Source organism: Lysobacter cavernae (assembly GCF_042648505.1).
In the GTDB taxonomy this organism is placed as follows: domain Bacteria; phylum Pseudomonadota; class Gammaproteobacteria; order Xanthomonadales; family Xanthomonadaceae; genus Lysobacter_L; species Lysobacter_L cavernae.
The window spans coordinates 107,976-133,393 of sequence record NZ_JBHRXK010000006.1 but is presented as its reverse complement, the minus strand read 5'-3'; the positions used below and the strand labels follow the sequence as shown (position 1 = coordinate 133,393).

Annotated in this window: 18 protein-coding genes; 7 read left to right on the top strand and 11 right to left on the bottom strand. The window is 70.0% G+C overall.

The window, feature by feature from the left end; all coding sequences use genetic code 11:
• Positions 1-9: 9 nt before the first annotated feature.
• The 4 genes from ACFOLC_RS13205 (at position 10) to folE (ending at position 6,300) form a co-directional block, all read left to right on the top strand.
• Entirely contained in the window at positions 10-3,180 is a 3,171-nt protein-coding gene (locus tag ACFOLC_RS13205; RefSeq protein WP_386759724.1) for an efflux RND transporter permease subunit, read from the top strand.
• Positions 3,181-3,241: 61 nt separating this feature from the next.
• The gene (locus ACFOLC_RS13200; protein ID WP_386759723.1) at positions 3,242-3,991 is read left to right on the top strand and encodes an SDR family oxidoreductase; all 750 of its coding nucleotides are present in this window, start codon (positions 3,242-3,244) and stop codon (positions 3,989-3,991) included.
• The gene (locus ACFOLC_RS13195) at positions 3,985-5,457 is read left to right on the top strand and encodes an efflux transporter outer membrane subunit (RefSeq protein WP_386759722.1); all 1,473 of its coding nucleotides are present in this window, start codon (positions 3,985-3,987) and stop codon (positions 5,455-5,457) included. The genes ACFOLC_RS13200 and ACFOLC_RS13195 overlap by 7 nt, the downstream gene beginning before the upstream one ends.
• 252 nt (positions 5,458-5,709) lie before the next feature.
• Positions 5,710-6,300 (top strand): GTP cyclohydrolase I FolE, encoded by a 591-nt coding sequence (gene folE / locus ACFOLC_RS13190; protein ID WP_386759721.1) that lies wholly within the window; start codon positions 5,710-5,712, stop codon positions 6,298-6,300.
• A 155-nt stretch (positions 6,301-6,455) separates the two neighbouring features.
• On the opposite strand, the gene ACFOLC_RS13185 is transcribed toward folE, so the two are convergent.
• From ACFOLC_RS13185 to gltB, 3 genes are all read right to left on the bottom strand, one after another.
• Positions 6,456-6,797, bottom strand: a complete 342-nt coding sequence (locus ACFOLC_RS13185; RefSeq protein ID WP_386759720.1) for an endonuclease domain-containing protein — start codon at positions 6,795-6,797, stop codon at positions 6,456-6,458.
• Between the two features lie 215 nt (positions 6,798-7,012).
• The gene (locus ACFOLC_RS13180) at positions 7,013-8,500 is read right to left on the bottom strand and encodes an FAD-dependent oxidoreductase (protein WP_386759757.1); all 1,488 of its coding nucleotides are present in this window, start codon (positions 8,498-8,500) and stop codon (positions 7,013-7,015) included.
• Between the two features lie 150 nt (positions 8,501-8,650).
• Complete coding sequence (gene gltB, locus ACFOLC_RS13175) at positions 8,651-13,117, bottom strand: glutamate synthase large subunit (protein WP_386759719.1); 4,467 nt, start codon at positions 13,115-13,117, stop codon at positions 8,651-8,653.
• Between the two features lie 479 nt (positions 13,118-13,596).
• On the opposite strand from gltB, the gene ACFOLC_RS13170 reads away from it, so the two are divergent.
• Both ACFOLC_RS13170 and ACFOLC_RS13165 read left to right on the top strand, forming a co-directional pair.
• Positions 13,597-14,871, top strand: a complete 1,275-nt coding sequence (locus ACFOLC_RS13170; protein ID WP_386759718.1) for a TCR/Tet family MFS transporter — start codon at positions 13,597-13,599, stop codon at positions 14,869-14,871.
• Between the two features lie 68 nt (positions 14,872-14,939).
• The gene (locus ACFOLC_RS13165) at positions 14,940-15,164 is read left to right on the top strand and encodes a hypothetical protein (RefSeq protein WP_386759717.1); all 225 of its coding nucleotides are present in this window, start codon (positions 14,940-14,942) and stop codon (positions 15,162-15,164) included.
• A 42-nt stretch (positions 15,165-15,206) separates the two neighbouring features.
• On the opposite strand, the gene ACFOLC_RS13160 is transcribed toward ACFOLC_RS13165, so the two are convergent.
• Positions 15,207-17,039, bottom strand: a complete 1,833-nt coding sequence (locus ACFOLC_RS13160) for an N-acetylmuramoyl-L-alanine amidase (protein WP_386759716.1) — start codon at positions 17,037-17,039, stop codon at positions 15,207-15,209.
• Between the two features lie 391 nt (positions 17,040-17,430).
• Here ACFOLC_RS13160 and ACFOLC_RS13155 point away from each other — a divergent pair, with 391 nt between their 5' ends.
• Complete coding sequence (locus ACFOLC_RS13155) at positions 17,431-17,664, top strand: hypothetical protein (protein WP_386759715.1); 234 nt, start codon at positions 17,431-17,433, stop codon at positions 17,662-17,664.
• 45 nt (positions 17,665-17,709) lie between these two features.
• Here ACFOLC_RS13155 and ACFOLC_RS13150 read toward each other — a convergent pair whose 3' ends face one another.
• From ACFOLC_RS13150 to ACFOLC_RS13120, 7 genes are all read right to left on the bottom strand, one after another.
• The gene (locus ACFOLC_RS13150) at positions 17,710-18,147 is read right to left on the bottom strand and encodes a barstar family protein (protein ID WP_386759714.1); all 438 of its coding nucleotides are present in this window, start codon (positions 18,145-18,147) and stop codon (positions 17,710-17,712) included.
• Positions 18,144-18,617: a ribonuclease domain-containing protein gene (locus ACFOLC_RS13145; RefSeq protein ID WP_386759713.1), complete on the bottom strand. Its 474-nt coding sequence runs from the start codon at positions 18,615-18,617 to the stop codon at positions 18,144-18,146. The genes ACFOLC_RS13150 and ACFOLC_RS13145 overlap by 4 nt, the downstream gene beginning before the upstream one ends.
• Before the next feature lie 140 nt (positions 18,618-18,757).
• Positions 18,758-19,057 carry an I78 family peptidase inhibitor gene (locus tag ACFOLC_RS13140; protein ID WP_386759712.1) on the bottom strand — a complete coding sequence of 100 codons (300 nt, stop codon included), beginning with the start codon at positions 19,055-19,057 and terminating at the stop codon, positions 18,758-18,760.
• A gap of 143 nt (positions 19,058-19,200) precedes the next feature.
• Complete coding sequence (locus ACFOLC_RS13135; protein ID WP_386759711.1) at positions 19,201-21,108, bottom strand: carboxypeptidase regulatory-like domain-containing protein; 1,908 nt, start codon at positions 21,106-21,108, stop codon at positions 19,201-19,203.
• Positions 21,105-23,303, bottom strand: coding sequence for a hypothetical protein (locus tag ACFOLC_RS13130; protein WP_386759710.1), 2,199 nt, complete (start codon positions 23,301-23,303; stop codon positions 21,105-21,107). The genes ACFOLC_RS13135 and ACFOLC_RS13130 overlap by 4 nt, the downstream gene beginning before the upstream one ends.
• Complete coding sequence (locus ACFOLC_RS13125) at positions 23,300-24,481, bottom strand: BatA domain-containing protein (protein WP_386759709.1); 1,182 nt, start codon at positions 24,479-24,481, stop codon at positions 23,300-23,302. Before ACFOLC_RS13125 ends, ACFOLC_RS13130 begins: the two co-directional genes overlap by 4 nt.
• A gap of 10 nt (positions 24,482-24,491) precedes the next feature.
• On the bottom strand, positions 24,492-25,418 hold the full coding sequence (locus ACFOLC_RS13120) for a DUF58 domain-containing protein (RefSeq protein ID WP_386759708.1): 927 nt from the start codon (positions 25,416-25,418) through the stop codon (positions 24,492-24,494).

Below are 25,418 nucleotides of genomic sequence, written 5' to 3'. Positions count from 1 at the left end.
GAACACACCATGGACTTTTCCAGGTTCTTCATCGATCGACCGATCTTCGCCGCGGTGCTGTCGATCGTGATCTTCGCCGCCGGCCTGATCGCGATACCCATCCTGCCGATCAGCGAATACCCCGAGGTCGTGCCGCCGTCGGTGATGGTGCGCACGGTCTATCCCGGCGCCAACCCCAAGGTGATCGCCGAAACCGTGGCCACGCCGCTGGAAGAAGCGATCAACGGCGTCGAGGACATGATGTACATCAAGTCGGTCGCCGGTTCCGACGGCGTGCTGGCGATCACCGTCACCTTCCGCCCGGGCACCGATCCGGACGACGCGGCGGTGCGCGTGCAGAACCGCGTCAGCCAGGCGCTGGCGCGATTGCCGGAGGACGTGCGCCGGCAGGGCGTGACCACGCAGAAGCAGTCACCGGTGTTCCTGATGGTGGTGCACCTGACCTCGCCGAACGGCAAGTACGACACGCTGTACCTGCGCAACTACGCCCGTCTGCACGTCAAGGATTCATTGGCGCGCCTGCAGGGCGTCGGCGATGCGCAGATCTTCGGCGGCGGCGACTACGCCATGCGCGTGTGGCTGGACCCGGACAAGGTCGCCTCGCGCGGCCTGACCGCCGGCGACGTGCTGCGTGCCATGCGCGAGCAGAACGTGCAGGTCTCGGCCGGCCAGATCGGTGCCGAGCCCATGCCCAACAGCGACTTCCTCACCCTGATCAACGCCAAGGGCCGCCTGCAGAGCGAGGAGGAGTTCGGCAACATCGTGGTCAAGAGTGGCGCCGATGGCGAGATCGTGCGCCTGTCCGACGTCGCCCGCCTGGAACTGGGTGCCGGTGATTACAGCCTGCGTTCGCAGCTCGACGGCAAGAACGCGGTCGGCATCGGCATCTTCCAGTCGCCGGGCGCCAACGCGCTGGAGATCCAGGAGCAGGTCATCGCCAACATGGATCGCCTGTCCAAGAGCTTCCCGGACGGCATCAAGTACGAAGCGGTCTACGACACCACCATCTTCGTACGCGACTCGATCAAGGCCGTGGTCACGACCCTGCTGGAAGCGATCGCGCTGGTGGTGCTGGTGGTGATCCTGTTCCTGCAGACCTGGCGTGCCTCGATCATCCCGCTGATCGCCGTCCCGGTCTCGGTGGTCGGCACCTTCGCTGCTTTGTACCTGCTCGGTTTTTCGATCAACACCCTGACCCTGTTCGGCCTGGTGCTGGCGATCGGGATAGTGGTAGACGACGCGATCGTGGTGGTGGAAAACGTCGAGCGCAATATCGAGGAAGGCCTGACCCCGCTCGCGGCGGCGCACCAGGCGATGAAGGAAGTGTCCGGCCCGATCGTCGCGATCGCGCTGGTGCTGTGCGCGGTGTTCGTGCCAATGGCGTTCCTGTCCGGCGTGACCGGCCAGTTCTACAAGCAGTTCGCCGTCACCATCGCCATCTCGACGGTGATCTCGGCGATCAACTCGCTGACCCTGTCGCCGGCCCTGGCCGCGCGTCTGCTCAAGCCGCACGGCGCGGCCAAGGATGCGCCGTCGCGCCTGATCGACCGTGCATTCGGCTGGCTGTTCCGCCCGTTCAACCGCTTCTTCGCGTCCAGCTCGCAGAAGTACCAGGGCGCGGTATCGCGCACGCTGGGCAAGCGCGGTGCGGTGTTCGCGGTGTATGCGGTGCTGCTGCTCGCGACCGGCCTGATGTTCAAGGTCGTGCCGGCCGGCTTCATCCCGCTGCAGGACAAGCTGTACCTGATCGCGGCGGTGAAGCTGCCGGAAGGTGCGTCGATCGCGCGTACCGATGCCTTGCTGAAGAAGGTCACCGACGTCGCGATGCAGATCGAGGGCGTCGAGCATTCGATCGCCTTCCCCGGCCTGAACGCGGTGCAGTTCACCAACACGCCCAATACCGGCGTGGCGTTCCTGCCGCTCAAGCCGTTCAGCGAGCGCAGCCGCAGCGCGGCGGAGATCACCGCCGAGCTCAACCAGAAGATCGGTGGCTTCCAGGAAGGTTTCACCTTTGCCCTGATGCCGCCGCCGATCCTCGGCCTGGGCAACGGCGCCGGCTATCAGATGTTCATCGAGGACCGCAACAACCTCGGGTACGGCGCCTTGCAGAACGCGGTCAGCGCGTTCCAGGGCACGGTCATGCAGACCCCGGGCATGGGCTACGCCAACAGCACCTACCAGGCCAACGTGCCGCAGCTCGACGCCGAAGTCGACCGCGTCAAGGCCAAGGCCCAGGGCGTGCCGCTGACCGAACTGTTCGACACCCTGCAGACCTACCTGGGCTCGGCCTACGTCAACGACTTCAACCAGTTCGGCCGCACCTGGCAGGTGATCGCCCAGGCCGACGGTTCGTTCCGCGACGGCGTCGAGGACATTGCCAACCTGCGTACCCGCAACGACCGCGGCGAAATGGTGCCGATCGGCTCGATGGTCAACATCAAGCAGACCTACGGCCCCGATCCTGTGCTGCGCTACAACGGCTACCCGGCCGCGGACATCGCCGGCGACGTCGATCCGCGCGTGATGTCCTCGGCGCAGGCCATGGACGTGGTCAAGGACGTGGCCGCCAAGGTGCTGCCGCACGGCATGGACATCGAATGGACCGACCTGAGCTACCAGCAGGCCAGCCAGGGCAATGCCGCGCTGATCGTGTTCCCGTTGGCCATCCTGCTTGCCTTCCTGGTGCTGGCGGCGCTGTACGAAAGCTGGACGCTGCCGTTGGCGGTGATCTTGATCGTGCCGATGTGCATGCTGTCGGCGCTGGCCGGCGTGTGGCTGACCGGCGGCGACAACAACGTGTTCGTGCAGGTCGGCCTGGTGGTGCTGATGGGCCTGGCGTGCAAGAACGCGATCCTGATCGTCGAGTTCGCCCGCGAGCTGGAAATGCAGGGCAAGGGCATCATCGAATCCGCCCTGGAAGCCTGCCGCCTGCGCCTGCGCCCGATCGTGATGACCTCGATCGCGTTCATCGCCGGCACCGTGCCGCTGGTGCTGTCGCACGGCGCCGGTGCGGAAATACGTTCGGCCACCGGCATCACCGTGTTCGCCGGCATGCTCGGCGTGACCCTGTTCGGCCTGTTCCTGACCCCGGTGTTCTACGTCGCCCTGCGCAAGCTGTCGGGACGCGCACTGGTCAGCCACGGCCACTCGACCATGGACACGCACGTCGCCCAGGCCTGAGACCGGTTGCGCAAACCCACGGCGGGCCATGGCCCGCCCCCCACCAGACACAGGTAATCCCATGTCCCCCACTTCCAACGGTTCCAAGGTCGCGCTGGTCACCGGCGCCACCCGCGGCATCGGCTTCGAGACGGTGCGCCAACTCGCCCAGGCCGGCGTGCACACCCTGTTGGCCGGCCGCGATCGCGCCAAGGCGGTCGACGCCGCGCTGAAGCTGCAGAGCGAAGGCCTGCCGGTCGAGGCGATCGAGCTCGATGTCACCCGACCGGCCAGCATCGAGGCCGCGGCCGCCGACGTCGCGCGCAGGCACGGCCGCCTCGACATCCTGGTCAACAACGCCGGCATCGTCGCCGAGGACCACGCCGCGGTGAAACCCTCGCAGCAGTCGCTGCAGGTCTGGCGTGACACCTTCGACACCAATTTGTTCGGTGTGGTGGCGACGACGCAGGCATTCCTGCCGTTGCTGCACGCCTCGCCGGCCGCGCGCATCGTCAACGTTTCCAGCCTGCTCGCCTCGTTGGCCGCGCACAACGATCCGGCCTCGCCGATCTACGACTTCAAGAACATTCCGGCCTACAACGCGTCGAAGAGCGCAGTGAATTCGTGGACCGTGCACCTGGCCTACGAGTTGCGCGATACGTCGATCAAGGTCAACGCCGTGCACCCGGGTTACGTCAAGACCGACATGAACGCCGGCAACGGCGAAATCGACGTGGCCACTGGCGCCAAGACCAGCGTCAGCATGGCCCTGCTTGGCACTGACGGCGCGAACGGCGGCTTCGTCCATCTGGGAGAAACGCTGCCATGGTGATTCGTTCGCTCACGCTCGCCGTCGCGGCGGCTTTGCTCGCTGCCTGTGCGGTTGGTCCCGACTACGTGCGGCCGACGCTGTCGACGCCCGCCGCCTTCGCCCGCGACGAAGCGCCCGCCGCCACGACCGGCGACAACGCCGTGGCAGCCGACGCAACGGCCACCCCGCAGGCTGACGCCGAGTTCTGGCGCAGCTTCAACGACCCGCTGCTGACGCGGCTGGTCGACGAATCGCTCAGCGCCAACCACGACCTGCGCATCGCCCTGTCGCGCTACGACCGCGCCAACGCGCTGCTGCGCAACGCCAAGCTCGACCGCTACCCGACGGTGACGGCCAGTGGCAGCGCCGGTGAATCGCGTTCCAGTGCCGACCAGATGCCCGGCGTCGACCGCGCCGGCCGCGACGTCGAGAGCTACAGCCTCGGCGCCGACGTGAGTTGGGAACTCGACCTGTTCGGCCGCGTGCGCCGCAACGTCGAAGCACAGCGCGCTGAAGCCTGGGCGACCGCATCCGACCTTGACGCATTGCAGGTTGCCATCGTCGGCGAGGTCACGCGCAGTTACGTCGAGCTGCGCGGCCTGCAGGAGCGTTTGCGCGTGGCGCGCACCAACGCCGACAACCAGCGCGAGACCCTGCGCCTGGTCGATGCGCGCTTCAGTGCCGGCCGCGGCACCGACTTCGACACCTCTCGTGCCCGTGCGCAGCTGGAAACGACGCTGTCGCGCGTGCCGGCGCTGGAGGCGCAGGAAGCGGTGACCATGCACCGCCTGGCCGTGCTGACCGGGCAGACTCCGGACGCGCTGATTGCCGAGCTCACCCCGCAACAGGTCTTGCCGTCGTTGCCGGCACGGCTGCAGCCCGGCGCCCCCGGTGAACTGCTGCGCCGTCGTCCGGACGTGATCGCCGCCGAGCACCGCCTGCACGCGGCGACCGCGCGGATCGGCGTGGCCACCGCCGACCTGTTTCCGCGTTTCACCCTCGGCGGGCTGATCGGCAGCCAGGCGATCGACTCCAGCGCGTTGTTCGAGCGCGACAGCGAGACCCGCCTGGTGGCACTCGGCATCGACTGGTCGTTCCTCGACATCGGGCGCGTGCGTGCCCGCATGGCCGCGGCCGATGCTGACGCCGCCGGCGAACTCGCGCGCTACCAGCAGTCGGTGCTGCTGGCGCTGGAGGACACCGAGAACGCGCTGGTGCGCTATGCCCGCGCCCGTGTCGAGGACCAGCACCTGGAGCGCGCCGCGCTCGACAGCGCCACGGCCGCGCAACTGGCCCGCGTGCGCTACGAGGCCGGCGCCGCCGACCTGTTCGAGGTGCTCGATGCCGAGCGCACCCAGCTCACCGCGCAGGAAGCATTTGCCGACGGCCGCACGCGCAGCGTCACCGGCGCGGTCGCGCTGTACAAGGCGCTGGCCGGCGGCTGGCCGACGCGGCTGCCGCTGCGCGAGGACGTTGCCGTGCGCTGATCCCCAACCCCACGGACTTTCCGCTTGCCCGATGGGCCGATGGCGACGCGCACTCCCTCTCCCTCCCGCGTGCCGTCATCGGCTTGTCGGTCCTGTTCAAGCCGCCCAGCCATCGGCACAGCCCGACGGCGTTCGTCGCTTGCGAGCCAGTGGCTCGCAAGCGACGCGCCTCACCCCGCGCTGTGGCGTTTTTTTTCCTCTCCGCGCCGGTGGAGTAGGATGCCCGTCCCCCCTTGCGAGCGAGCCCGCGTCATGGCCGACAACGACAAGCCCACCCGCGATCAGGCCGAAGCCGCCGTGCGCACGCTGCTGAGCTGGGCGGGCGACAACCCGGGCCGCGAAGGCCTGCTCGACACTCCCAAGCGCGTGGTCGAGGCTTACGGCGACTGGTTCAGTGGCTACGACGAAGACCCGGGCGACTACCTCCAGCGCACCTTCGAGGAAGTCGAGGGCTACGACGAGATGATCGTGCTGCGCGACATCGAATTCGAAAGCCACTGCGAGCACCACATGGCGCCGATCATCGGCAAGGCCCACGTCGGCTACCTGCCCGACGGCAAGGTCGTCGGCATCAGCAAGCTGGCGCGCGTGGTCGAGACCTACGCCCGTCGCCTGCAGGTGCAGGAAAAGATGACCGCGCAGATCGCCCAGGTCATCCAGGATGTGCTGCAGCCGCGCGGCGTCGGCGTGGTGATCGAAGGCGCGCACGAGTGCATGACCACGCGCGGCGTGCACAAGCGCGGCGTCAGCATGATCACCTCGAAGATGCTCGGCAGCTTCCGCGAGGACGCGCGGACGCGGGCGGAGTTCTTGCAGTTCATTGATGTGGGGCCGGGGCGGTAAGGCCTCACCCCTCTCCCTGGCCGCCTGCGGCGGCCGGTCCCTCTCCCGCAAGGGGAGAGGGCAAGTCAAAAGCAAACTCTCTCAACCCTAGCTTTTCCCTCTCCCCTTGCGGGAGAGGGACCGGCGCTGAAGCGCCAGGGGAGAGGGGACGCGCCTTACGCCTCGTGCAGCGTCGTCCAGATCGCCTCCAGCACCAACTCCGTCCGCACCAGCACCTCGTCATTCCAGAACCGCAGCACGCGGAAGCCTTGCGCGTTCAACCAGCCCGCGCGTGCCATGTCGTATCCGATCGCCTCGAGGTGCTGGCTGCCATCGACCTCGATCACCAGTCGCCGCACAAAGCAGACGAAGTCGACGATGTAGGGGCCCAGCGGTTGCTGGCGCTTGAACTTGAAGCCGGCGAAGCGATGTGCGCGCAGATGCCGCCAAAGCAGCGCTTCCGCTGCGGTAGGCGCGTGGCGCATGTGTTTGGCATGGCCGAGTAGGCGTTGTGGCATCGGACGCTCCTTGTCCGGTGTTTTCCTCGATGTGTGGACAAGCGCGATCTCGCTGCGCTCGATGTCCCCTCTCCCGACGCGCCACGCGCGTCGACCTCTCCCACTAGGGGAGAGGTGAAAGCTAGCTTCCAGTACCAACTACAGCCATAGGGTTTCTCCCTCTCCCCTTGTGGGAGAGGGACAGGCGCGAAGCGCCAGGGAGAGGGGTAGGTCTCTCACCCCAGCAACAGCTTCACGATCCCCGCCGCCGCCTCACGCCCCTCGTACGCCGCCGTCACCACCAGGTCCGCCCCGCGCACGCCGTCGCCTCCGGCGAACACGCGCGGGTGGCTGGTCTGGTACGGCACGCTGTCATCGGCGTTGCCCCGGCGCCGTGAGCTGCAACCGCCCGCCGCTTGCGTCACGCGGATGCGGCCGTTGTCCTCCAGCGCGATGCCGTGGGCCGACAGCCACGCCGGCGGATCGGGCTGGAAGCCGAACGCGATGATGACCACGTCCGCGGCCAGCACCGACTCGCTGCCGGGCACGGCCTCGGCGTTGCGGCGGCCGCGCGCATCCGGTTCGCCCAGCCGCGTCTCGGCCACGCGCACGCCGGTGACGGCCTCGTCGCCGATCAGCTCCAGCGGCTGGCGGTTGAACAAAAACTGCACGCCTTCCTCGCGCGCGTTGGCGACCTCGCGCACCGAGCCGGGCATGTTGGCCTCGTCGCGGCGGTAGGCGCAGGTCACCCGCGCCGCGCCCAGCCGCACCGCGCTGCGCACGCAGTCCATGCCGGTGTCGCCGCCGCCGAGCACGACCACGCGCTTGCCGCGCAGGTCGGGCAGGGCGATGTGGTCTTCCCAGCCGGCGATCGGCTTGGCGTGCGCTGCGTCGTCGCCGTGCACCAGGCGGCCGTTGTGCACCAGGAACGGCAGCGCCGGCAGCACGTGCTTGAGGTCCTGCCCGGGCAGGCCGCCGTCGGTGTAGCGGTAACTGCCGAGGCCGAGGAACACCGCGTCGAACTCGACCAGCAGCGCGTCCAGCGACACGTCGCGGCCGATCTCGACGCCGAGGCGGAACTGCACGCCCATGCCTTCCAATACCTCGCGGCGCGTCGCCAGCACCGACTTCTCCAGCTTGAAGCTGGGGATGCCGAAGTGCAGCAGGCCGCCGATCTGCTCGTAGCGGTCGAACACCGTCGCCTCGATGCCGGCTCGGGCGAGGCGGTCCGCGCACGACAGCCCGGCCGGGCCGGCGCCGATCACCGCCACGCGCTTGCCGGTCGCGGCCACGCGCGACAGGTCCGGGCGCCAGCCCTCACTCAGCGCGCGGTCGACGATGTACTTCTCGACCGCGCCGATGGTGACCGCGCCGAAGCCGTCGTTGAGCGTGCAGCTGCCTTCGCACAAGCGGTCCTGCGGGCAGACGCGGCCGCATACCTCCGGCAGTGGGTTGGTCTCGTGGGCGAGCGCCGCGGCCTCGTGCACGCGGCCCTCGCGCGCCAACTCCAGCCAGCGCGGGATGTAGTTGTGCAGCGGGCACTTCCAGGCGCAGTACGGGTTGCCGCAGTCCAGGCAGCGGCCGGACTGGTGCTTGGCCTCGGCCTCGCCGAAGCGGCCGTACAGCTCGCCCCAGTCGCCGCCCTGGCGCAACTCCAGCGGAATGCGCGCCGGCATCTGCCGGGGCGTGTCGCGAAACGCGAATACGGGCTTGTTGCTGTCCATCTTGCTCACGCTTTCACCTGGCGTTGCCTTCGCTGGAGGAAAGCCCCCTTAGTAAGGGGGCGCCCCGAAGGGGCAGGGATTGGATACACATAGCGGGGCCCGAAGTTTGCATAGCAAACTTTGGGGTGGTGTTCGTGCGAAGCACGGACATCACGCCGCTCTCCTCAGGTTCTCCGCCAGCGACTCCAGACTCGCCGCCTTGGGTTTGACCAGCCAGAACTTGCCCAGGTAATCGCGCATCTCGTCGAGGATGCCCCGCGCCCATGCGCTGCCGGTCAACTGCACGTGCGCCTCCAGCAGCTCGCGCAGGTGCGAGCGGTGGTGCTCGAAGCCGTCCGGGGCGATGCGCAGGATGTCGATCAGCTCGTGGTTGTAGCGGTCGACGAAATCGCGTTCGGTGTCGAGCACGTAGGCCATGCCGCCGGTGAAGCCGGCGCCGAAGTTCAGGCCGGTGCGGCCGAGCACGGCCACGACGCCGCCGGTCATGTACTCGCAGCAATGGTCGCCGGCGCCCTCGACCACCGCGGTGGCGCCGGAGTTGCGCACGCCGAAGCGTTCGCCGGCGCGGCCGGCGGCGTACAGCTCGCCGCCGGTGGCGCCGTACAGGCAGGTGTTGCCGAGGATCGGCGTCTCGTTCGCGACATAGCGCGCGCCCTGCGGCGGGCGGATCACGATGCGGCCGCCGGCCATGCCCTTGCCGACGTAGTCGTTGGCCTCGCCGACCAGTTCGTAGTGGAGGCCGCCGGCGTTGAACGCGCCGAAGCTCTGCCCGGCGGTGCCGTCGAAGCGCAGCGTCAGCGGCGCGTCGCTCATGCCGCGATCACCGTGCAGGCGGGCGACGCGGCCGGACAGGCGCGCGCCGATGCTGCGGTCGGTGTTGCGGATGGCGTAGCGGTAGTCACCGCCGCGCTTGTCGGCGATGGCCTGCGCCAACTCGGCATCGAGCTGCGCGGCCAGGCCGGTGACCGCCGCCGCCGGCTGCGGCACGCCGCAGTGGCCGCCGTCGCCGAGGCCGCTGCGCGCCAGCAACGGCGCCAGGTCGAGCTTCTGCTGGCGCGCGCCATCGCCGTCGTACTGCAGCAGCAGATCGGTGCGGCCGACCAGCTCGCCGAGCGTGCGCGCGCCCAGTTTTGCCAACCACTGCCGCACTTCTTCGGCGAGCATGCGGAAGAAGTTCTCGACGCGCTCGGGCAGGCCGGTGAAGTGGTCGCGGCGCAGGCCGTCGTCCTGCGTCGCCACGCCGGTGGCGCAGTTGTTGAGGTGGCAGATGCGCAGGTACTTGCAGCCCAGGGCGATCATCGGCGCGGTGCCGAAGCCGAAGCTCTCGGCGCCGAGCAGCGCCGCCTTGATCACGTCGAGGCCGCTCTTGAGGCCACCGTCGGTCTGCAGGATCACGCGCTCGCGCAGGTCGTTGGCGAGCAGCGCCTGGCGCGCCTCCGACAGGCCCAGCTCCCACGGCGTGCCGGCGTAGCGGATCGACGACAGCGGGCTGGCGCCGGTGCCGCCGTCGTGGCCGGAGATCGTGATCAGGTCGGCGCCGGCCTTGGCGACGCCGGTGGCAATGGTGCCGACGCCGGCGTGGCTGACCAGCTTCACCGACACCAGCGCCTGCGGGTTGACCTGCTTGAGGTCGAAGATCAGCTGCGCCAGGTCCTCGATCGAGTAGATGTCGTGGTGCGGCGGCGGCGAGATCAGGCCGATGCCGGGCATCGCGTAGCGCAGCCGCGCGATCAGTTCGTTGACCTTGTGGCCTGGCAGCTGGCCGCCTTCGCCGGGCTTGGCACCCTGCGCGACCTTGATCTGCAGCACCTCGGCGTTGACCAGGTACTCGGGGGTGACGCCGAAGCGGCCGGATGCAATTTGCTTGATCTTGCTGACCTTGTCGGTGCCGTAGCGCACCGGGTCTTCGCCGCCTTCGCCGGAGTTGCTGCGGCCGCCGAGGCGGTTCATAGCGATGGCGAGCGCCTCGTGTGCTTCCGGCGACAACGCGCCCAGGCTCATCGCCGCCGAGTCGAAGCAGCGCACGATCGCTTCGACCGGTTCGACTTCGTCCAGCGCAATCGGCGTCACGACACTCATGTCGAGGTCGAGCAGGTCACGCAGCGCCGCGGTCGGGCGTTCGTTGACCGCTTCGGCGTAGTGCTGCCAATCGGCCCAGTCGCCGCTGCCGACCGCGCGCTGCAGGCGCGTGACCACGTCGGGATTGAACAGGTGGTATTCGCCGCCGGGCGTGTACTTGAGCAGGCCGCCGATCTCCGGCAGCGCGTAGGCGTCCCAGGCGTGCGCGGCGAGGCGGGCGTCGTCGGCCTGCAGCTCGGCGAAACCGGCGCCGCCGATGCGCGACGGCGTGCCGGTGAAGCACAGTTCGACGACCTCGCGGTCGAGGCCGACGATCTCGAACAACTGCGCGCCGCGGTAGCTGCCGATGGTACTGATGCCCATTTTCGAGATGATCTTCAGCAGGCCCTTCTTGATGCCGCGGCGGTAGCTGCGGCCGATCTGCGCGACCTCGCCGTGCTTGGTCTTGAGGATGCCGCGCACACCCAGGTCGTGCAGCGTCTGGTACGCCAGGTATGGATACACCGCGGTCGCGCCGAGGCCGACCAGGCAGGCGAAGTGGTGTGGGTCGCGCGCGGTGCCGGTCTCGACGATCAGGTTGACCTCGCAGCGCAGGCCGGTGCGCACCAGGTGCTGGTGCACCGCGCCGGTGGCGAGCAGCGCGTGCGCCATCAGCCGGTCGCGCTCGGGATAACGGTCGCTGAGCACCAGCAGCACCTTGCCGGTGCGCGCGGCGGCTTCGGCCTCGACGCAGATGCGCTCGAGCGCGGCTTTCAGACCTTCCTCGGGTGTGTAGTACAGGTGGATCAGCGCGTTCGCATCCTCGAACGGCGCCATCGCCAGCAACTGGCGAAGCTTGCGCTGCGACAGCAGCGGCGAGTTCAGGTGCACGTGGTGGACGTTGTCCGGCCCGTCGACGAAGACGTTGCCCTCGCGGCCGAGCTGCACCGCAAGCGACATCACGCAGTCCTCGCGCAACGGATCGATCGGCGGGTTGGTCACCTGCGCGAAGGCCTGGCGGAAGCCGTCGTACAGCGGCCGCACCTGCTGGCTCAGCACCGCCATCGGCACGTCGTCACCCATCGAGCCGATGCCTTCCTGTTCGGTCTCGGCGAGCGGGCGCAGCACCTGCTCGCGCTCCTCGCGGGTCAGCTGGAACAGTTTCTGGAAGCGCGCCAGCGTCTCGCTGTCGAACGGTTCGGCGGCCAGCGCCGGATCGATCAGCTCGGTCTGCAGGTAGGTCATGCCCTGCTGCAGCCAGCGCTTGTACGGCGCACGCGCGCGGTTGATGCGGTCGATCGCGTCACTGTCGAGCAGCTCGCCCGAGTACAGGTCGGCGGCGATCATCTCGCCGGGGCCGAGCTTGCCCTTGGCGTCGATCTCGCTGGCGGGCAGCTCCCACACGCCGGCCTCGGAGGCGATCAGGAAATGACGGTCGCGCGTACGCAGCCAGCGCGCCGGGCGCAGGCCGTTGCGGTCGAGCGTGCAGGCGGCGTAGCGGCCGTCGACTGTCACTATCCCGGCCGGGCCGTCCCACGGCTCGGTGTTGAGCGCGTAGTACTCGTAGAACGCGGCGAGGTCGGCGTCCTTGTATTCCAGTGATTGCGTCGCCGGCGGGATCAGGATGCGCATCGCCTTGAGCAGGTCCATGCCGCCGGCTTGCAGCAGTTCGAGCATGTTGTCGAGCGACTGCGAATCCGAACCATGGGTGGTGATCACCGGGTCGAACTCGCGCAGGTCCAGCGCCGGCGTGCGCCAGACGTGCGCGCGTGCCTGCGCCCAGGCGCGGTTGCCGGCGATGGTGTTGATCTCGCCGTTGTGGGCGAGCAGCCGGAACGGCTGCGCCAGCGGCCAGCGCGGCGTGGTGTTGGTGGAGAAGCGCTGGTGGAACACCACCGCGCTGGCGGCCAGTTCGGCGCGCTGCAGGTCCGGGTACAGCTGCGGCAGGCGCTCGGGCAGCACCATGCCCTTGTAGCCGATGCTCGCCGCCGACAGGCTGACCACGTAGAAGTCGGGCGAGTCGTGCAACTGCTGCTCGGCGCGGCGACGGGCGAGGAACAGCGAGCGCTGGAACGTCGCCGCATCGAACGCGAACGTCGGCACGACGAACACCTGCTCGATGCGCGGCATCGTGCGCTTGGCCAGTTCGCCGCAGGCGCTGATGTCGACCGGCACCGTGCGCCAGCCGGCGACGGCGATGCGCTCGTGCTCGAGCACCTGCGTCAACGTCGCCCGCGCGTGCGCGGCGGCGGCCTCGTCGTGCGGCAGGAACACCAGGCCGGCGGCGTAGTGCGAGCCCAGGGCGATGCCGGCCTCGCGCGCCAGCGTGCGCAGGAACGCATCGGGCTGGCGGATCAGCAGGCCGCAGCCGTCGCCGGACAGGCCGTCGGCGGCGATGCCGCCGCGGTGGGTCATCCGCACCAGCGCCTCGATCGCGCGATCGACCAGGGCACGGCTCGGTTTGTCGTCGAGCTGCGCGATCAGGCCGAAGCCGCAGGCGTCCCGTTCGTCACGGGCGTCGTACAAACCGGTGGGACCGGTGCGGTGCTGCTGATCCATCGTGACTCCGAAGCGGGGATATCGTGGACAACGAAACCTGGCGGACACAGCCGGCGAGCGCGGACGCGCCAGCACGGTTCGCTTGCGCGGTCCGGCCTGCTTCACCACCTGTGTTTCCCGACTAAATCACAAATTGTGCGATGCGGCAATTTGCCCGCCCCGGTACCCGCGCATTCATCCGCAGACACGTCTAAGTATTTGATCGACGTAGGCAAAAGCGCGTGCCAGCGCGGCGATTTAGTAACGCGTGAAACCATCGCGATAGCGCTTGCGCGATGAGTCTCGCGGCGCCAGCCAATGGACACGCCGCAGGGCCAAGAGGTCACGGGATGCGGCGTCGTGAACGCACTGTCATTGAACGTGCGTGCGCCGCGCCGTCACACCGGCATGCAGCGCGAGGACGAAGCCCGCCCGACGGCGCCGGTGGGCGGCCCACGTCGACGCGCTAGACTGCGCGCCCGTTTCCGCGCATTCGAGCCTTGCCGCCCGTGTCCGACCATGCCGCCAAGCCGGGCGTTCGCCGTGCCGCGCTCGCTTTCATCTTCGTCACCATCCTGATCGACGTCCTCGCGTTCGGACTGATCATTCCGGTGCTGCCGCACCTGATCGAACAGTTCGCCGGCGGCGACACCGCGCACGCGGCGTACTGGGTGGCGGCGTTCGGTTTCCTGTTTGCGGCGATCCAGTTCGTGACCGCGCCGATCCAGGGGGCGCTGTCGGACCGCTTCGGCCGGCGCCCGGTGATCCTGCTGTCGTGCCTGGGCCTGGGCCTGGACTTCGTGTTCATGGCGCTGGCGCCGTCGCTGGCCTGGCTGCTGGTGGGCCGCATCATTTCCGGCATCACCTCGGCCAGTTTCACCACCGCCAATGCCTACGTCGCCGACGTCATCCCGGCCGACCAGCGCGCCAAGAGCTACGGCCTGCTCGGCGCCGCCTTCGGCGTCGGCTTCATCGTCGGCCCGCTGATCGGCGGGCAACTGGGCGAGATCGACCTGCGCCTGCCGTTCTGGTTTGCCGCCGGCCTGGCCATCGTCAATTTCTGCTACGGCTGGTTCGTGTTGCCCGAATCGCTGCCGAAGGAAAAACGCAGCGCGCGCTTCGACTGGTCGCATGCCAATCCGCTGGGTTCATTGGTGCTGCTCAAGCGCTACCCGCAGGTGTTTGGCCTGGCAGCGGTGGTGTTCATCGCCAACCTGGCGCATTACGTCTACCCGAGCGTGTTCGTGCTGTTCGCCGACTACCAGTACCACTGGGGCCCGCGCGAGGTCAGCTACGTGCTCGCCCTGGTCGGCGTGTTCAGCGTGATCGTGCAGGCCGGCCTGGTCGGCAAGGCGGTGCACTGGCTGGGCGAACGCCGCGCGCTGATCCTCGGGCTGGGCTGCGGCGCGGTGGGTTTCGCGATCTATGGCTTCGCCGAGGTCGGCTGGATGTTCCTGGTCGGCTTGCCGATCTCGGCCGTGTGGGGCCTGGCGGCACCGTCGACGCAGGCGCTGATCACGCGCCAGGTCGGGCCGGAGGTGCAGGGCCGCATCCAGGGCGCGCTGATGAGCCTGGTCAGCCTGGCCGGCATCATCGGCCCGGCGGTCTTCGCCGGCAGCTTCGGTTACTTCATCGACACGCGCGCGCCGGTGCGCCTGCCGGGCGCGCCGTTCCTGATCGCCTCGCTGCTGCTCGTCGTCGCGGTGTTGATCGCCTGGCGCTATGCGCGCACGCCACAGACCAGCGCGGCGGCTGCGGCGACCGAGCCGGCCTGAGCGCCGCTTGGCGCCGGCACCGGTGTCCGTCGATACTGCGCCGGCCAGACAGGGACAGGAGAAGCGCGATGCGCCTGGGAGTCGTGTGTGCCGTGGTCGGTGTGCTCGCCGGTTGCAGTGGCGTCGAGTACCACGACACCAATCCGCTCGTCGACGCGCGCCCGGAGTGTGCCAGCCACCCCGATCACCCCAACGATCCGGGCCCGGCCTGGTGCGAGCGCAAGGTGGAGGCACGCCGCAGCGATGCGGCGCGTCCGATCGACCTGTCCGGCCAGGGCGACGACGGCACCTGAGCAGCGCAGGCGCGTGGGCGCCTGCGCTGCAATGGCGATGCCTCAGTTCTTGATCTGCACGTCGTCGATGTAGACGTTGACGTCGTAGCTGGTCTGCGCGTGGTACAGCCAGATCGCATCGAGTTTGACCGTGGCGGCGGTGATCGCACCGTCACTGCCGCCAACCCAGGCGCCCCACTGCGCAGCATCGGTCAGGTTCCACTCGACATAGGTCCAGGTGTTGGCCGCCAGTGCGCGGCTGACCGAGCGCTCGGTGCCGTCGCTGTCATCGATGCCGACCGCCACGCTCATGCCGCTGCCGCCGCTGTAGACCCAGAAGCCGATCCGGCCGTTGGCGCGGGTCAGCGCGGTGTTGCTGGCCGGGTTGCCGCTGGACGAGAGCAGGCGCACGGCCCAGTCGGCGGTGGTGGCGCTGTTGTCCTCGAGCAGCACGCGCAGCGAGCAGCTGCCGTTCTTGCGGGTGGTGCAGTCGCGCGTGGTCGTCGACGTCGTGGCGATGCCGGTGGTGCTGCCCGAATAGGCCGGGCTGGTGTCGAAGTGGCCGACGCTGCTCTCGAAGCCGTCGAGCACCTTGGTGGTGCCGCCGCTGCCGGGGTTGAGCAGGGTGTAGTAACGGCGCCAGTCCCAGTTGATGCCGGGGTCGGTGTGGGTCTGGCCGCTGTAGTGCTGGTGACCTTTGATCTTGGTGCTGGCTGGCAGCACATTGATGCCGCTGCTGGCGGCGCCGTTGTAGGCGCTGGCACAGGGGATGGCGCTGTAGGTGGCGCAGAACGAGCGCACCAGCGCCGCCGAGCTGTTGTACATCGCGCTGGTGTACCACGAGCTGTTATTGACGTAGCCCTCGTGCTCGATGCCCAGCGTGTAGCCGTTGTGGTTGCCGACGTGCCAGGCGGTGTGGGCGTTGCGCACCATCTGCGTGACCTGGCCGTCGGAGCTGCGGATCACGTAATGGGCGCTGACGCTGGCGGCCGCGTTCTTGAACCACGAGATCGTGCCGGCGTAGCTGCCCTGTGCGGTGTGGATGGTGACCGCACTGACCGCCTGGCTGCGCGAGGCGGTGTAGTTGGAGGCGCTGGCCGGATCCCAGATCGCCGGGCCGTAGTCGGTGCTCAGGATGCCGATGTCGGTGGCGGCGGCCTGGACGCGGCCGTCGGTGCCAGTATCCGTGCGGCGCAGGGTCTCGGTGCGCGGGTCGATGGAAAACTGTTCGGTGAGGACGTTGTCGTTCTCGACATCGAGGCGCACGAACGGCGCCTGCTGCTGCACCAGCTGGCTCGGCGTGAACGCACGCTCCCACCGCACCGCGCGCTCGGGCACCTGGATGCCGCGGTCGTTGACGCCGCGGTCCTGCGCCAGCAGCACGTCGAAGGCGAAGCCGGTGCGGGCGAAGTCCTGCACCTGGCTCACGCCCGGCGCAAACCCGGCGTAACGCGCCAGCGCCGGCGTGATCTCGTCGTTACCGGGCCGCGTGGCCGTACTGGTGGCGCGGATGTCGCGGTCAAGCAACGCCGCGGCGCCGAGGATGTTGGTGCGCGGGTCGTTGATCACTTTCGACACCGGTACTGCCAGCAAGCGTGCGGCGTCGCCGACCTGATCGGCGAAACCGTCGCCGTGGTACAGGCCCATCACACCGAAGGCCTGTGGCATGTGGTGATGGTTAGTGCTTTGCGCGAGCGGCGTCGGGCTCAGATGCACCCAGCGGGTCTGCACGTAGGCGATCGCCTCGAGCGTGCCGGCCGGGATCGCCGGGTAGCGGGCGTACGCCTGCTTGAAGTAGCCGGCGAAGGCGGCACGTTGCGGGCGCAGCCGGGTTTCCTCGAGTTGCAGGCGCGTCGCCAGCGCCTGGTCCTCCGGCACCAGCGGCGATGCCGCCATCGCGCTGGACGCCAATACCCCGCCCAACACTGCAGATATCATCCGTATCGAAGACGTTTTCATCATCCATGTCCTTGTCTATGAGAGAGGGTGGGAACCCGGAACGGTCGTCCTACCGTCGTACCCGTGCGGTGCAAGCGGTCCACTGGCACTGCCTGCGGGTGGACGGATCCGACCTCCGGTTCCGCCGGTTCCCGGTGTTGCCCGTCCTTTCTACGGCAGCGATTATTCGATTACCGTCGACACGGTTAGAAAAATAAAATATTCATTCGCCGCTGCGAACCGCGCCCGACCGGCGGCGCGGCACCGGCCGCAAGCGGGCCGGGTTTCACCGGGCATCACGCCCGCCCGCGCGACACTGCCGGCTCTCTCCCGGTCGATGAGGTGCGCCATGGCCAAGTGCGATGTCTGCGGCAACGACTACGACAAGGCCTTCACCGTCACCATGCCGCGCGGCAGCGGCACCTTCGATTCGTTCGAGTGCGCCATCCACGCGCTGGCGCCGCGCTGCGCGCACTGTGATTGCCGCATCGTCGGCCACGGCGCCGAACACGACGGCGTCTTCTATTGCTGCGCGCACTGCGCCAAGCAGGCCGGCGTCAAAGGCATCGACGACCGCATCTGAGCACGGGCACGACCGCGACGCGTGCGGTGGGGCGTTCGCCGTGGCTCAGTCGTCCAGCGCCGCCAGCTGCTCGGCCGGGAACGGCAGCAGCGCCCAGAACGCGGTGTCCTGTTCGGCCCAGCGGAAGGCGGCCTCGTTGAGCAGGTCGAGCAGGGTGTCGAAGTCCTCGCCGTGGGCGGCGCGCCAGTCGCTGGCGTGCTCGACCAGCACCAGGTAACCGTCGCCGCGCAGCCACGACAGGTCGCCGAGCACGTCGGCCAGCGCGTCCCAGTTGCCGCCGAACCAGCCCGGAAACTGCCCGGCCGTGGCGAAGCGCCGCATCAGCTCGGTCTTGTCGGTGCAGCCGGCCAGGTCGATGCGCAGCACCGCGTAACCAAGCGCGGCTCCGGCCTGCGCCATCGCCTCGGTGTCGGTGTCGGCGACGAAGTAGGCGCCGCTGTGCTCGGCATCGGCCAGCACCGAGCGCAAATCGGTGGCGTTCATGGCGGTGCGTCTCCGGTGGGCCAGGCGAAGCGGCGGAAGCTGCGGTAATGGTCGTCGCTGTACCAGTACTCGACCGGCGGGCTTTCACCCGCAATGCCGCCGCCGGTGATGAGCCGGCGAGCGCCGCGGTCGTCCGAACCCGGCGTGTCGACGGTGTACTCGCGGTAGTAGCCGCGCGGCTGCCTGGGCAGGCGCCGCTCGCGGTTCTGGAACACGCCGCCGTCCTGGCGGTAGGCGTACGGCCCGCCGCGGGCGATGCGCGCGAGCACGTCGTGGGCTTCGCGCGGGAGGAAGGCGGGGTAGCGCGCTTGCTCGGCCGGTGCGGGCACGCGCGCGGCGCCGTCGCGCACTGCCACGGCCTCCGACGGCGCCGGTGGCGGCGAAGGCACGGCGTTGCGGTCGGTGCGCTGGCTCCAGGCCCACAGGCCGAGCAGCACGATCGCGGCGATCAACCACACGGGACGGCGCATCGGGGTCTCCATGCAGGGGCGCCTGCATCAGTGGATGTTTGTCGTCGACACGGCGCCCGACCGCAGGCCGCGCCGATCACGCCGCCGACAACGCAGCGGGCACGCGTGGTCGATCGCCGCGCGCTCGCTGCGCGGGCGGTTTAGCCGCAGCGGATGCCGGTGATCGCGCCGCGGTCGTTGACGTCGATGCTGACGCGGTCCTGGCGGAAGTCCATGGTCACCGCCTGGCCCGGGCGCAGCACGCGCGCGTCGCGGCTGCCGGTGTCGCGCAGGATGCGGTTGACCACGTCATCGTTGACGCCCGAGCCGATCGCCCAGCGCGCGCCTTCGGCATTGCACACGCCGCTCGGCGGCTGCGGTCCACCGGCGACCGGCGGCGCACTGGTGCAGGCGGAAAGGGACAGCAGCAGGACGGCGGCGGGCAGGGCGATGCGGGACATGGGGCTTCTCCGGAAGGTGAGCAGGTGGCCGCAGCCTGTGGCCGCGGACGTGTGGGGCGCATGAAGGTCCGCCGGGGCGCAGGCCAGCTGGCCAATATACGAAACGACGGCCGGGCGATGCTGCGGCAGGTACCCCTCCGCGGTCACCCATCTGCGGCCCGAGCCGAGGCGTCGCCGACGTGGCCGGCGCGGGCACGCTCCAGCCACCACAGGCCCGCGCTTGCCAGCAGCCACGCCAGCCACCACGGCCAGCGTGGCCCCGGATGGCGCGCCGGCGCGGCGGCCGTCGTGCCACCCGGCGCGCCGGCAAGGCGCAGCGTGGCGTCGCGTAGCGCGGCGGCGTGCAGGCCCGGCGCATCGCCGTGTGCGATCACGGCGAACAGTTGTGCGCGGTCGCCTTGCTGCAGCCGATGCCAGCCGGCTTCGCGCGGCCAGAAGCCGGCGCAGGCGCGCGCGCCGGTGCTCGGATCGGGCAGCAGCGTCACCGCCGCGCCGCTGGGGGTGACCACGCGCGCTGCTGCGGTGACGCCGCACAGCGCGACGCGCTGGCCCTGGCGGGCCTCGCCTTCGACGACGGCGAGGCGCTCGGATTGCGCGCGCGCGAGCGTGGCGAAAACCGTGCTCCACAACTCGCCGTGCAGGTCATCGCGCCCGGCCAGCACCAGCCGGTAGCTGTCGGTCAGGGTCGACACGGCGATGCGGCCGCGGCCTTCGGCGCGCCAGGCGGCCAGCCAGGTGCCGGTGGCATCGTGCAGCAGCGGGCTGGCATCGGTTGCGGCCAGGCGCACCGCGCGCCGGGTCAGCATCGGGGCTTCGGCGATCGCGTCATCGCGGCTGCGCGGCGCATCGCGCGTGCCCGGGCCGATGCGCGCGCGCTGGGCATCGTCGTCGCGCGCGGTGTGAGGCAGCTGCACCACGGCCGCGTCGCGGCCGGCGTCGAGTGCGAAACCCAGCGCCCGCAACCGGCGGCGCTCGTTGTCCGACAAGGCCGCGGTCACGCGCAGCACTACCCCCAGCCCGCCGCGCAGTGCCTCGACCAGCGCGGCTCGCGGCGCGTCGCCGAGCGCCGACCACGCGCGTTCGTCGAGCACCACCAGGTCGAAGCGGGCGAGGTTGGCCGCGTTCAACGCGATCGGTGCATCGCCCAGTTGCAGGCCGCCGCCGACACTGATCTGGGTGTGCAGCGGCAGGCCGGCATCGCGGGCCCAGCGCCGCAGGTACTTCAGTTCGGGGTTGGGCGCGCCAGCCAGCAGCAGCACGCGCGGGGCGCTGTCGGCGGTGATCAGCAGCGGTACGCCGGTGTCGGCGACGATCTGCTGCTGCGCATCGCGCCCCCCAAGGGGACTTCCTCCGGGGCGAAGGCGCAACGTGAAGCGGGCCGGCCCGGTCACGCGTGCGGTCGCGCTGAGCGTGAAGCGGCCGTCCGCGGGCAAGGCCACGCGATCGACGCGTTGCAGAGTGGGATCGAGCAGTTCGGCGCTGCCGCCGGGCAACGCCGCGGCGCGGCCACCGATGAAAAACCCGGCGCCGGCGGCGACACGTTGCGGCGCGGACAGCTCGACCAGCCCGCGCGGCAATGCAGGCGGCTGGAAGGCGAGTGCGAGGCCGCGCACGGCGTCGCGATCGCGTGCTTCCAGTCCCGCGCCGACCACGCGCAGACGTTGCGTGCCGGGATGACGCCGCAAGGCGGTGGCGAGGTCGGGCACCGGTTCAGCGCCCGCCAGCGACGGCGCCTCGGGCAAGGCGACCAGGGTGTCGCCGGTCGTGCGCGCATCGAGCTGTGCGGCGGTGGCACCGGCCGTGGCGACCACCATCGTGCCGGCTTCGCCCGGTCGCGTCGGCGGCAGCAGTGCCGCGTACAGCAGCGCCGCGCACAGTGGCTGGCCCAGCAGCAACAGCGCCAGGCGCCAGCCGCGCGAGCGCTGCGCGGCATCGCCGCGCAGCTGCCGGTACAGCAGGCGCGCGCTCGCCAGCACCACCGCGAGGGCAAGCAGACCGGCGACGAGCCAGGGCAGGGCCGACGCCGGCAGGTCCGTGGTCAGCGCGCTCATTGCGTGGCCTCCTGGCGCAGCGCGTCGAGATAGCGACGGCCGCTGGCGTCGCCGCCGCCGCGACGCGGCACGGTCGCGGCCGGTCGCGGCAGCAGCGGCCACAGCAGTGCGCGCAGGTGGCGGCGACAGGGCGTGCAATCCGGATCGTTGCGCAGGGCATCGATCGCCGTCACGAACGCGAGCGGATCGGCGATGCGCGCCTCGTGTTCGCGCAGCCAGCGTTCCAGCGCAGTGAAATCGATCGCATCGAAATCCGCCACGGTCGTGCCGCGCGGCGCCGACGGGGCCTCGTCCAGGGCCTGCCACAGCGTCGCCAGCGTCGGGTCGGCGGCGGTCGTGGCGACGAGCGCGTCATCGCGGCGGCCGAGGCCGGCGCGGTCGCCGCCCAGGCGTCGACTCTCGTCGATCGGCGGCAACTCCGGGCCGACGCGGGCCAGGTAGATGCGGCTGGCCTGCTGCACTTCCTTGATGTGCTTCAGGGCGCGGTACGCGTACGGCAGCGCCAACTCGGGATGGCCCTGGCGCAGGTTGAGTTCCGATTGCCACATCTGGTCGAGCGCGGCCTTGAGGATCGTGCGGGTGTCCGGGTCGAGCAGCGTTGCCGCCTCGGCGTGGTCGTGGGTGTGGCCGTACTGCTCCAGCACCGCGGCGTCTTCGCCGAAGGTCGGCGCGCGACCGGGCGTGGCGTGTTCGTCGTCGTGCGCCGGCGCGGCGGTTTCGTCATGCGGGGCGTCAGGTGCGCGGCTTTCGTCGTGCGCATCTTCGGCATCGTTGGTCGGTGGCGGCTGCGGCGCGCCGTCGGACTCCTCGCCGAGGAACTGGCCGTAGCGCAGCCGCAGGAGGCGCTGGTCGACGCCGATCTCGTCGCTGCGCTGCAGGTAGTGATCGCCGGCCAGCTTCTTTTTCTGCTTCAGCAGCGCCTCGGCGTCGATGATGATCTGGCGTTGGCTGCGGAAGTACGCCGGCAGCACTTTCTTCACCATGCCTTCCAGTCCGGTGGTCTGCGTACCGAGGTCGGACGGCCAGCGCAGGATCAGGCTCGGACTGCGCGCGGACTGCGGTTGCGGTGTGCGGTTGTCGTGGACGATGAGCTGCACGATCAGGTCGTCGCCGGCGGCCAGGCCCAGCGCCGCCAGCTCCAGGCGCTGCGCATAGCGCTTGACCGTGGCGCTGCCGCGACCGTGCAGCGCCATCGTCTGCTCGCGGAAGGTGATGTTCTCGCCGCTGCCCTGGGCCAGGGTGATGCGCAATTGCGCGCTGGGCGCGACGCCGTAGTCGTCGCTGGCCTCGAACGCGACCGCCCAGCTGCGCTGGCCGGGCGTGAGCAGGCTCAGGCTGCGGTCGGGTTCGAGCACGCGCAGCTGCGGCGGCCGGTCGGCGATGGCGTCGAGGCGGTGCGCCTTCGCCTCGCGCAGCGGCAAGGCGTCGCGCAGTTCGAGGCGGTACAGCGCCGATTTCATCAGCACGTGCTCGCCATGCCATGTCTCGCCGACGCGGCGCAATGCGACACGGCGACCGTCGTGGAACACCAGCGCGGCGACGGTCGGCTGCGGTGCAAGGCGGAACATCCACTGCAGGCGCGTGCCCTGCGGCGCCTTCGCGTCGAGGCCGCGCTCCTCGCGCGCCGGCTGCCGCGTGTACGCGGGCGGCGTCACCTGCAGACGCTGTTCGAGCATGCGCGTGTGGGTCGGCGCGGCGGCTTCGCCGGTGACGTGCGCGAGCACGTTATCGAATGCGGCCTGCGGTCGCGATGGCCAGGACACGATGGCCGCAATTACCAGGGTCGCGAGGATCGCACCGACGACGATGGCACGTGTCGACCAGCGTGGCCGCAGGTCCGGTGCGCCCGAGGCCTGCAGCCGTTGCTGCAGGCGTGCGCGCTGCAGGCGCTCCAGCCCGGTCAACGACGATTCGGATGCAAAGAGGAGGTCCGAGCTGTCTTCAAGGTCGCGACGCTGCGCGTCGAGCTCGCGCACCAGCCAGCGCGTGTCGAGGCGACGCGCAAGATAAAGCGCGACGACGACCAGCGCGACTGCGCCCGCCAGCAGCACCGCGATGGCCGTGGCGCTGCCGGACAACCGCAACGCCAGCGTGGCTGCAGCCAGCAACCACGGCAATGCGCGCCATGCGATGTCGAGCGCGCGGCGCTGCCGTGCGGTGCGCAGCGCGTTGCGCAGCAGCAATGCGGCCGTCATGGCGCCACCGCCCGTCGCGGCCCCGTCGCCAGCCAACGCTCAAGCATGAAGACGGCGGCGATCAGCAGGATCAACCAGGGCTGCAGGTCGCGCGGTGGCGGCGTGGATGCGGCAGCGCCGGTTGTCGGCGCGTGCTCCGATGCGGCAACGCGCGCGGGTGCCACCGCGGGTGGCTCGAACAACGCGCGCAGGTGCGTCGGGAAGGTGGGGTCGAGCAGTTGCGGCATCGCCTCCGGCACGAGCGCGCGATGCAGGCGCATCAGCCGCCCGCGACCGTACGCGGCGCCATCGACCAGCACGTCGCCGTTGTCGTCGCGCCACATCGGCACCGTTGGCGGCAGGTCGTCGATGCGCGCCTGTGCATCGACCAGCGCGATTCCGCCGGCGCGTATCCAGTCCCGCACGGGACCGGGCAACTCGCCTGGCACCAGCCAGACGAGCTGGCGCGCGTCGCGCGGCAGTGGCTGCGTCATCGGGACGATGTCGAAGCCCGACGCGGGCGCGTTGGCCGGGCGCCATGCGGTGAAGGCCGCGCGCAGGTAACGCAACGACGGCCCGCGCTGTGGGGCGTGCCTGACGATCGGCGCCGGTACGGTGGTCACTGGCGCAGCGGCAGGTATCGCCGTGCGCACAGGGAGCACCCGCCAGTCGACCTTGCGACTCAATGCCACGCGCTGACCGTCCACGCTGTCGAGTCGCGACGGAACGAATACGGTCAGCGGCACGTCGGCCGGCAGGCTCGCGTCCAGTTCGCGCAGCAGGCTGCTGACCGGCGCAGGCGACGAGGGCGCAGTGGCCTTCAGCGCGGGGAAGTCCGGCGCAAGCCAGTGCCAGCGTGCATCGGGCGCGTGGAGCGACGCGCGCGCCTGCGTCGCATCCACACCCGGTGCGACCGCGACGTAAGGCGCATGGCTCTGGCTGCCGAACAGCACCGGCTTGGCCATCAGCAGCGCCAGCAGGATCAGCAACAGCAGGCGCAGCAGCAGCAGCGGCCATTCGTCGAAGCGGATGCGATGACGTGGCTTGGGCTTCTGCCGCAGCCAGCGCAGCGCGGCGAACGCGGTCGGGCGCTGCTCGCTGCGCCGCGCCAGGTGGATCAGCAGCGGCAGCAGCACCGCCGCGAGCGCGGCGAATGCCGCCGGCAGCAGGAATCCAAGTCCGAAGAAAGCCGGATTCATGCGGGCACGCTCACGCGTACTCCGCGGCGCCGCGCTCATCAAAACCGCGCGCACCGAACAGGCGCCGCAGCGGCAGGTCGAGGGCCTGGTCGAGTACGTACTGCGCGTGGCGGATGCCGCTGGTGTCCAGGCGCGCGTGCAAGGCCTGGCGCGCGGCGGCGAAGCGGGTCAGAAACTCACCGCGCATCGTCGCGCCGTCGCCGAGCAGCTCCTCGCCGGTCTCCGGATCGCGGAAACGGTGGCCGCCGGCGAACGGGAAGTCGCGCTCCTCGGCGGTCAGGATCTGGATGGCCAGCACTTCGCGCCGCGCTGCCGCCAATCGTTCGGCGACCGTGATCGCACCGTCATCGAATACGTCGCTGAGCAGCACGACCAGATCGCCGGCGCCGATGCGCTCCCACAGCGGCCGCAGCTGTTCCGGCGTCGGCCACGCACCGTGCGCCGACAGCGCGTGCAGCTCGAGCAGGAAGCGATCGCGCTGACGCACGCCGCTGCCGGGTGCGAGCAGGCGCACGCCGTCGCCGCGTAGCGCGACCAGGCCGAAGCGGTCGCCTTGGTGCAATGCGAGCTCGGCCACGCACGCGGCCAGGCCCTTGGCGGCCGCCAGCCGCGACCAGCCGGGGCGCGCGGCGTCTTCCTGCGCCATCGAGGCGGTCGCGTCGAGTAATAGCCACACCGCCAGCGGGCTCTCGCGCTCGGCCTCACGGACGAAGAAGCGGTCGGAGCGCGCGTACAGCTTCCAGTCGACCTGGCGCAGCTCGTCGCCGGGCTCGTAGGCGCGGTACTGGGCGAACTCGAGGCCGGCGCCGCGGCTGCGGCTGTGGTGCAGACCGAGGCCCTGCAGGCCGACCGCGCGGCGCGAGGTCAGGCGCAGGTCTTTCAGCCGCGCGCGCACCGGAGGCGGGATGAAGTCGGCGATGGTCGAGGCGATGGTCAT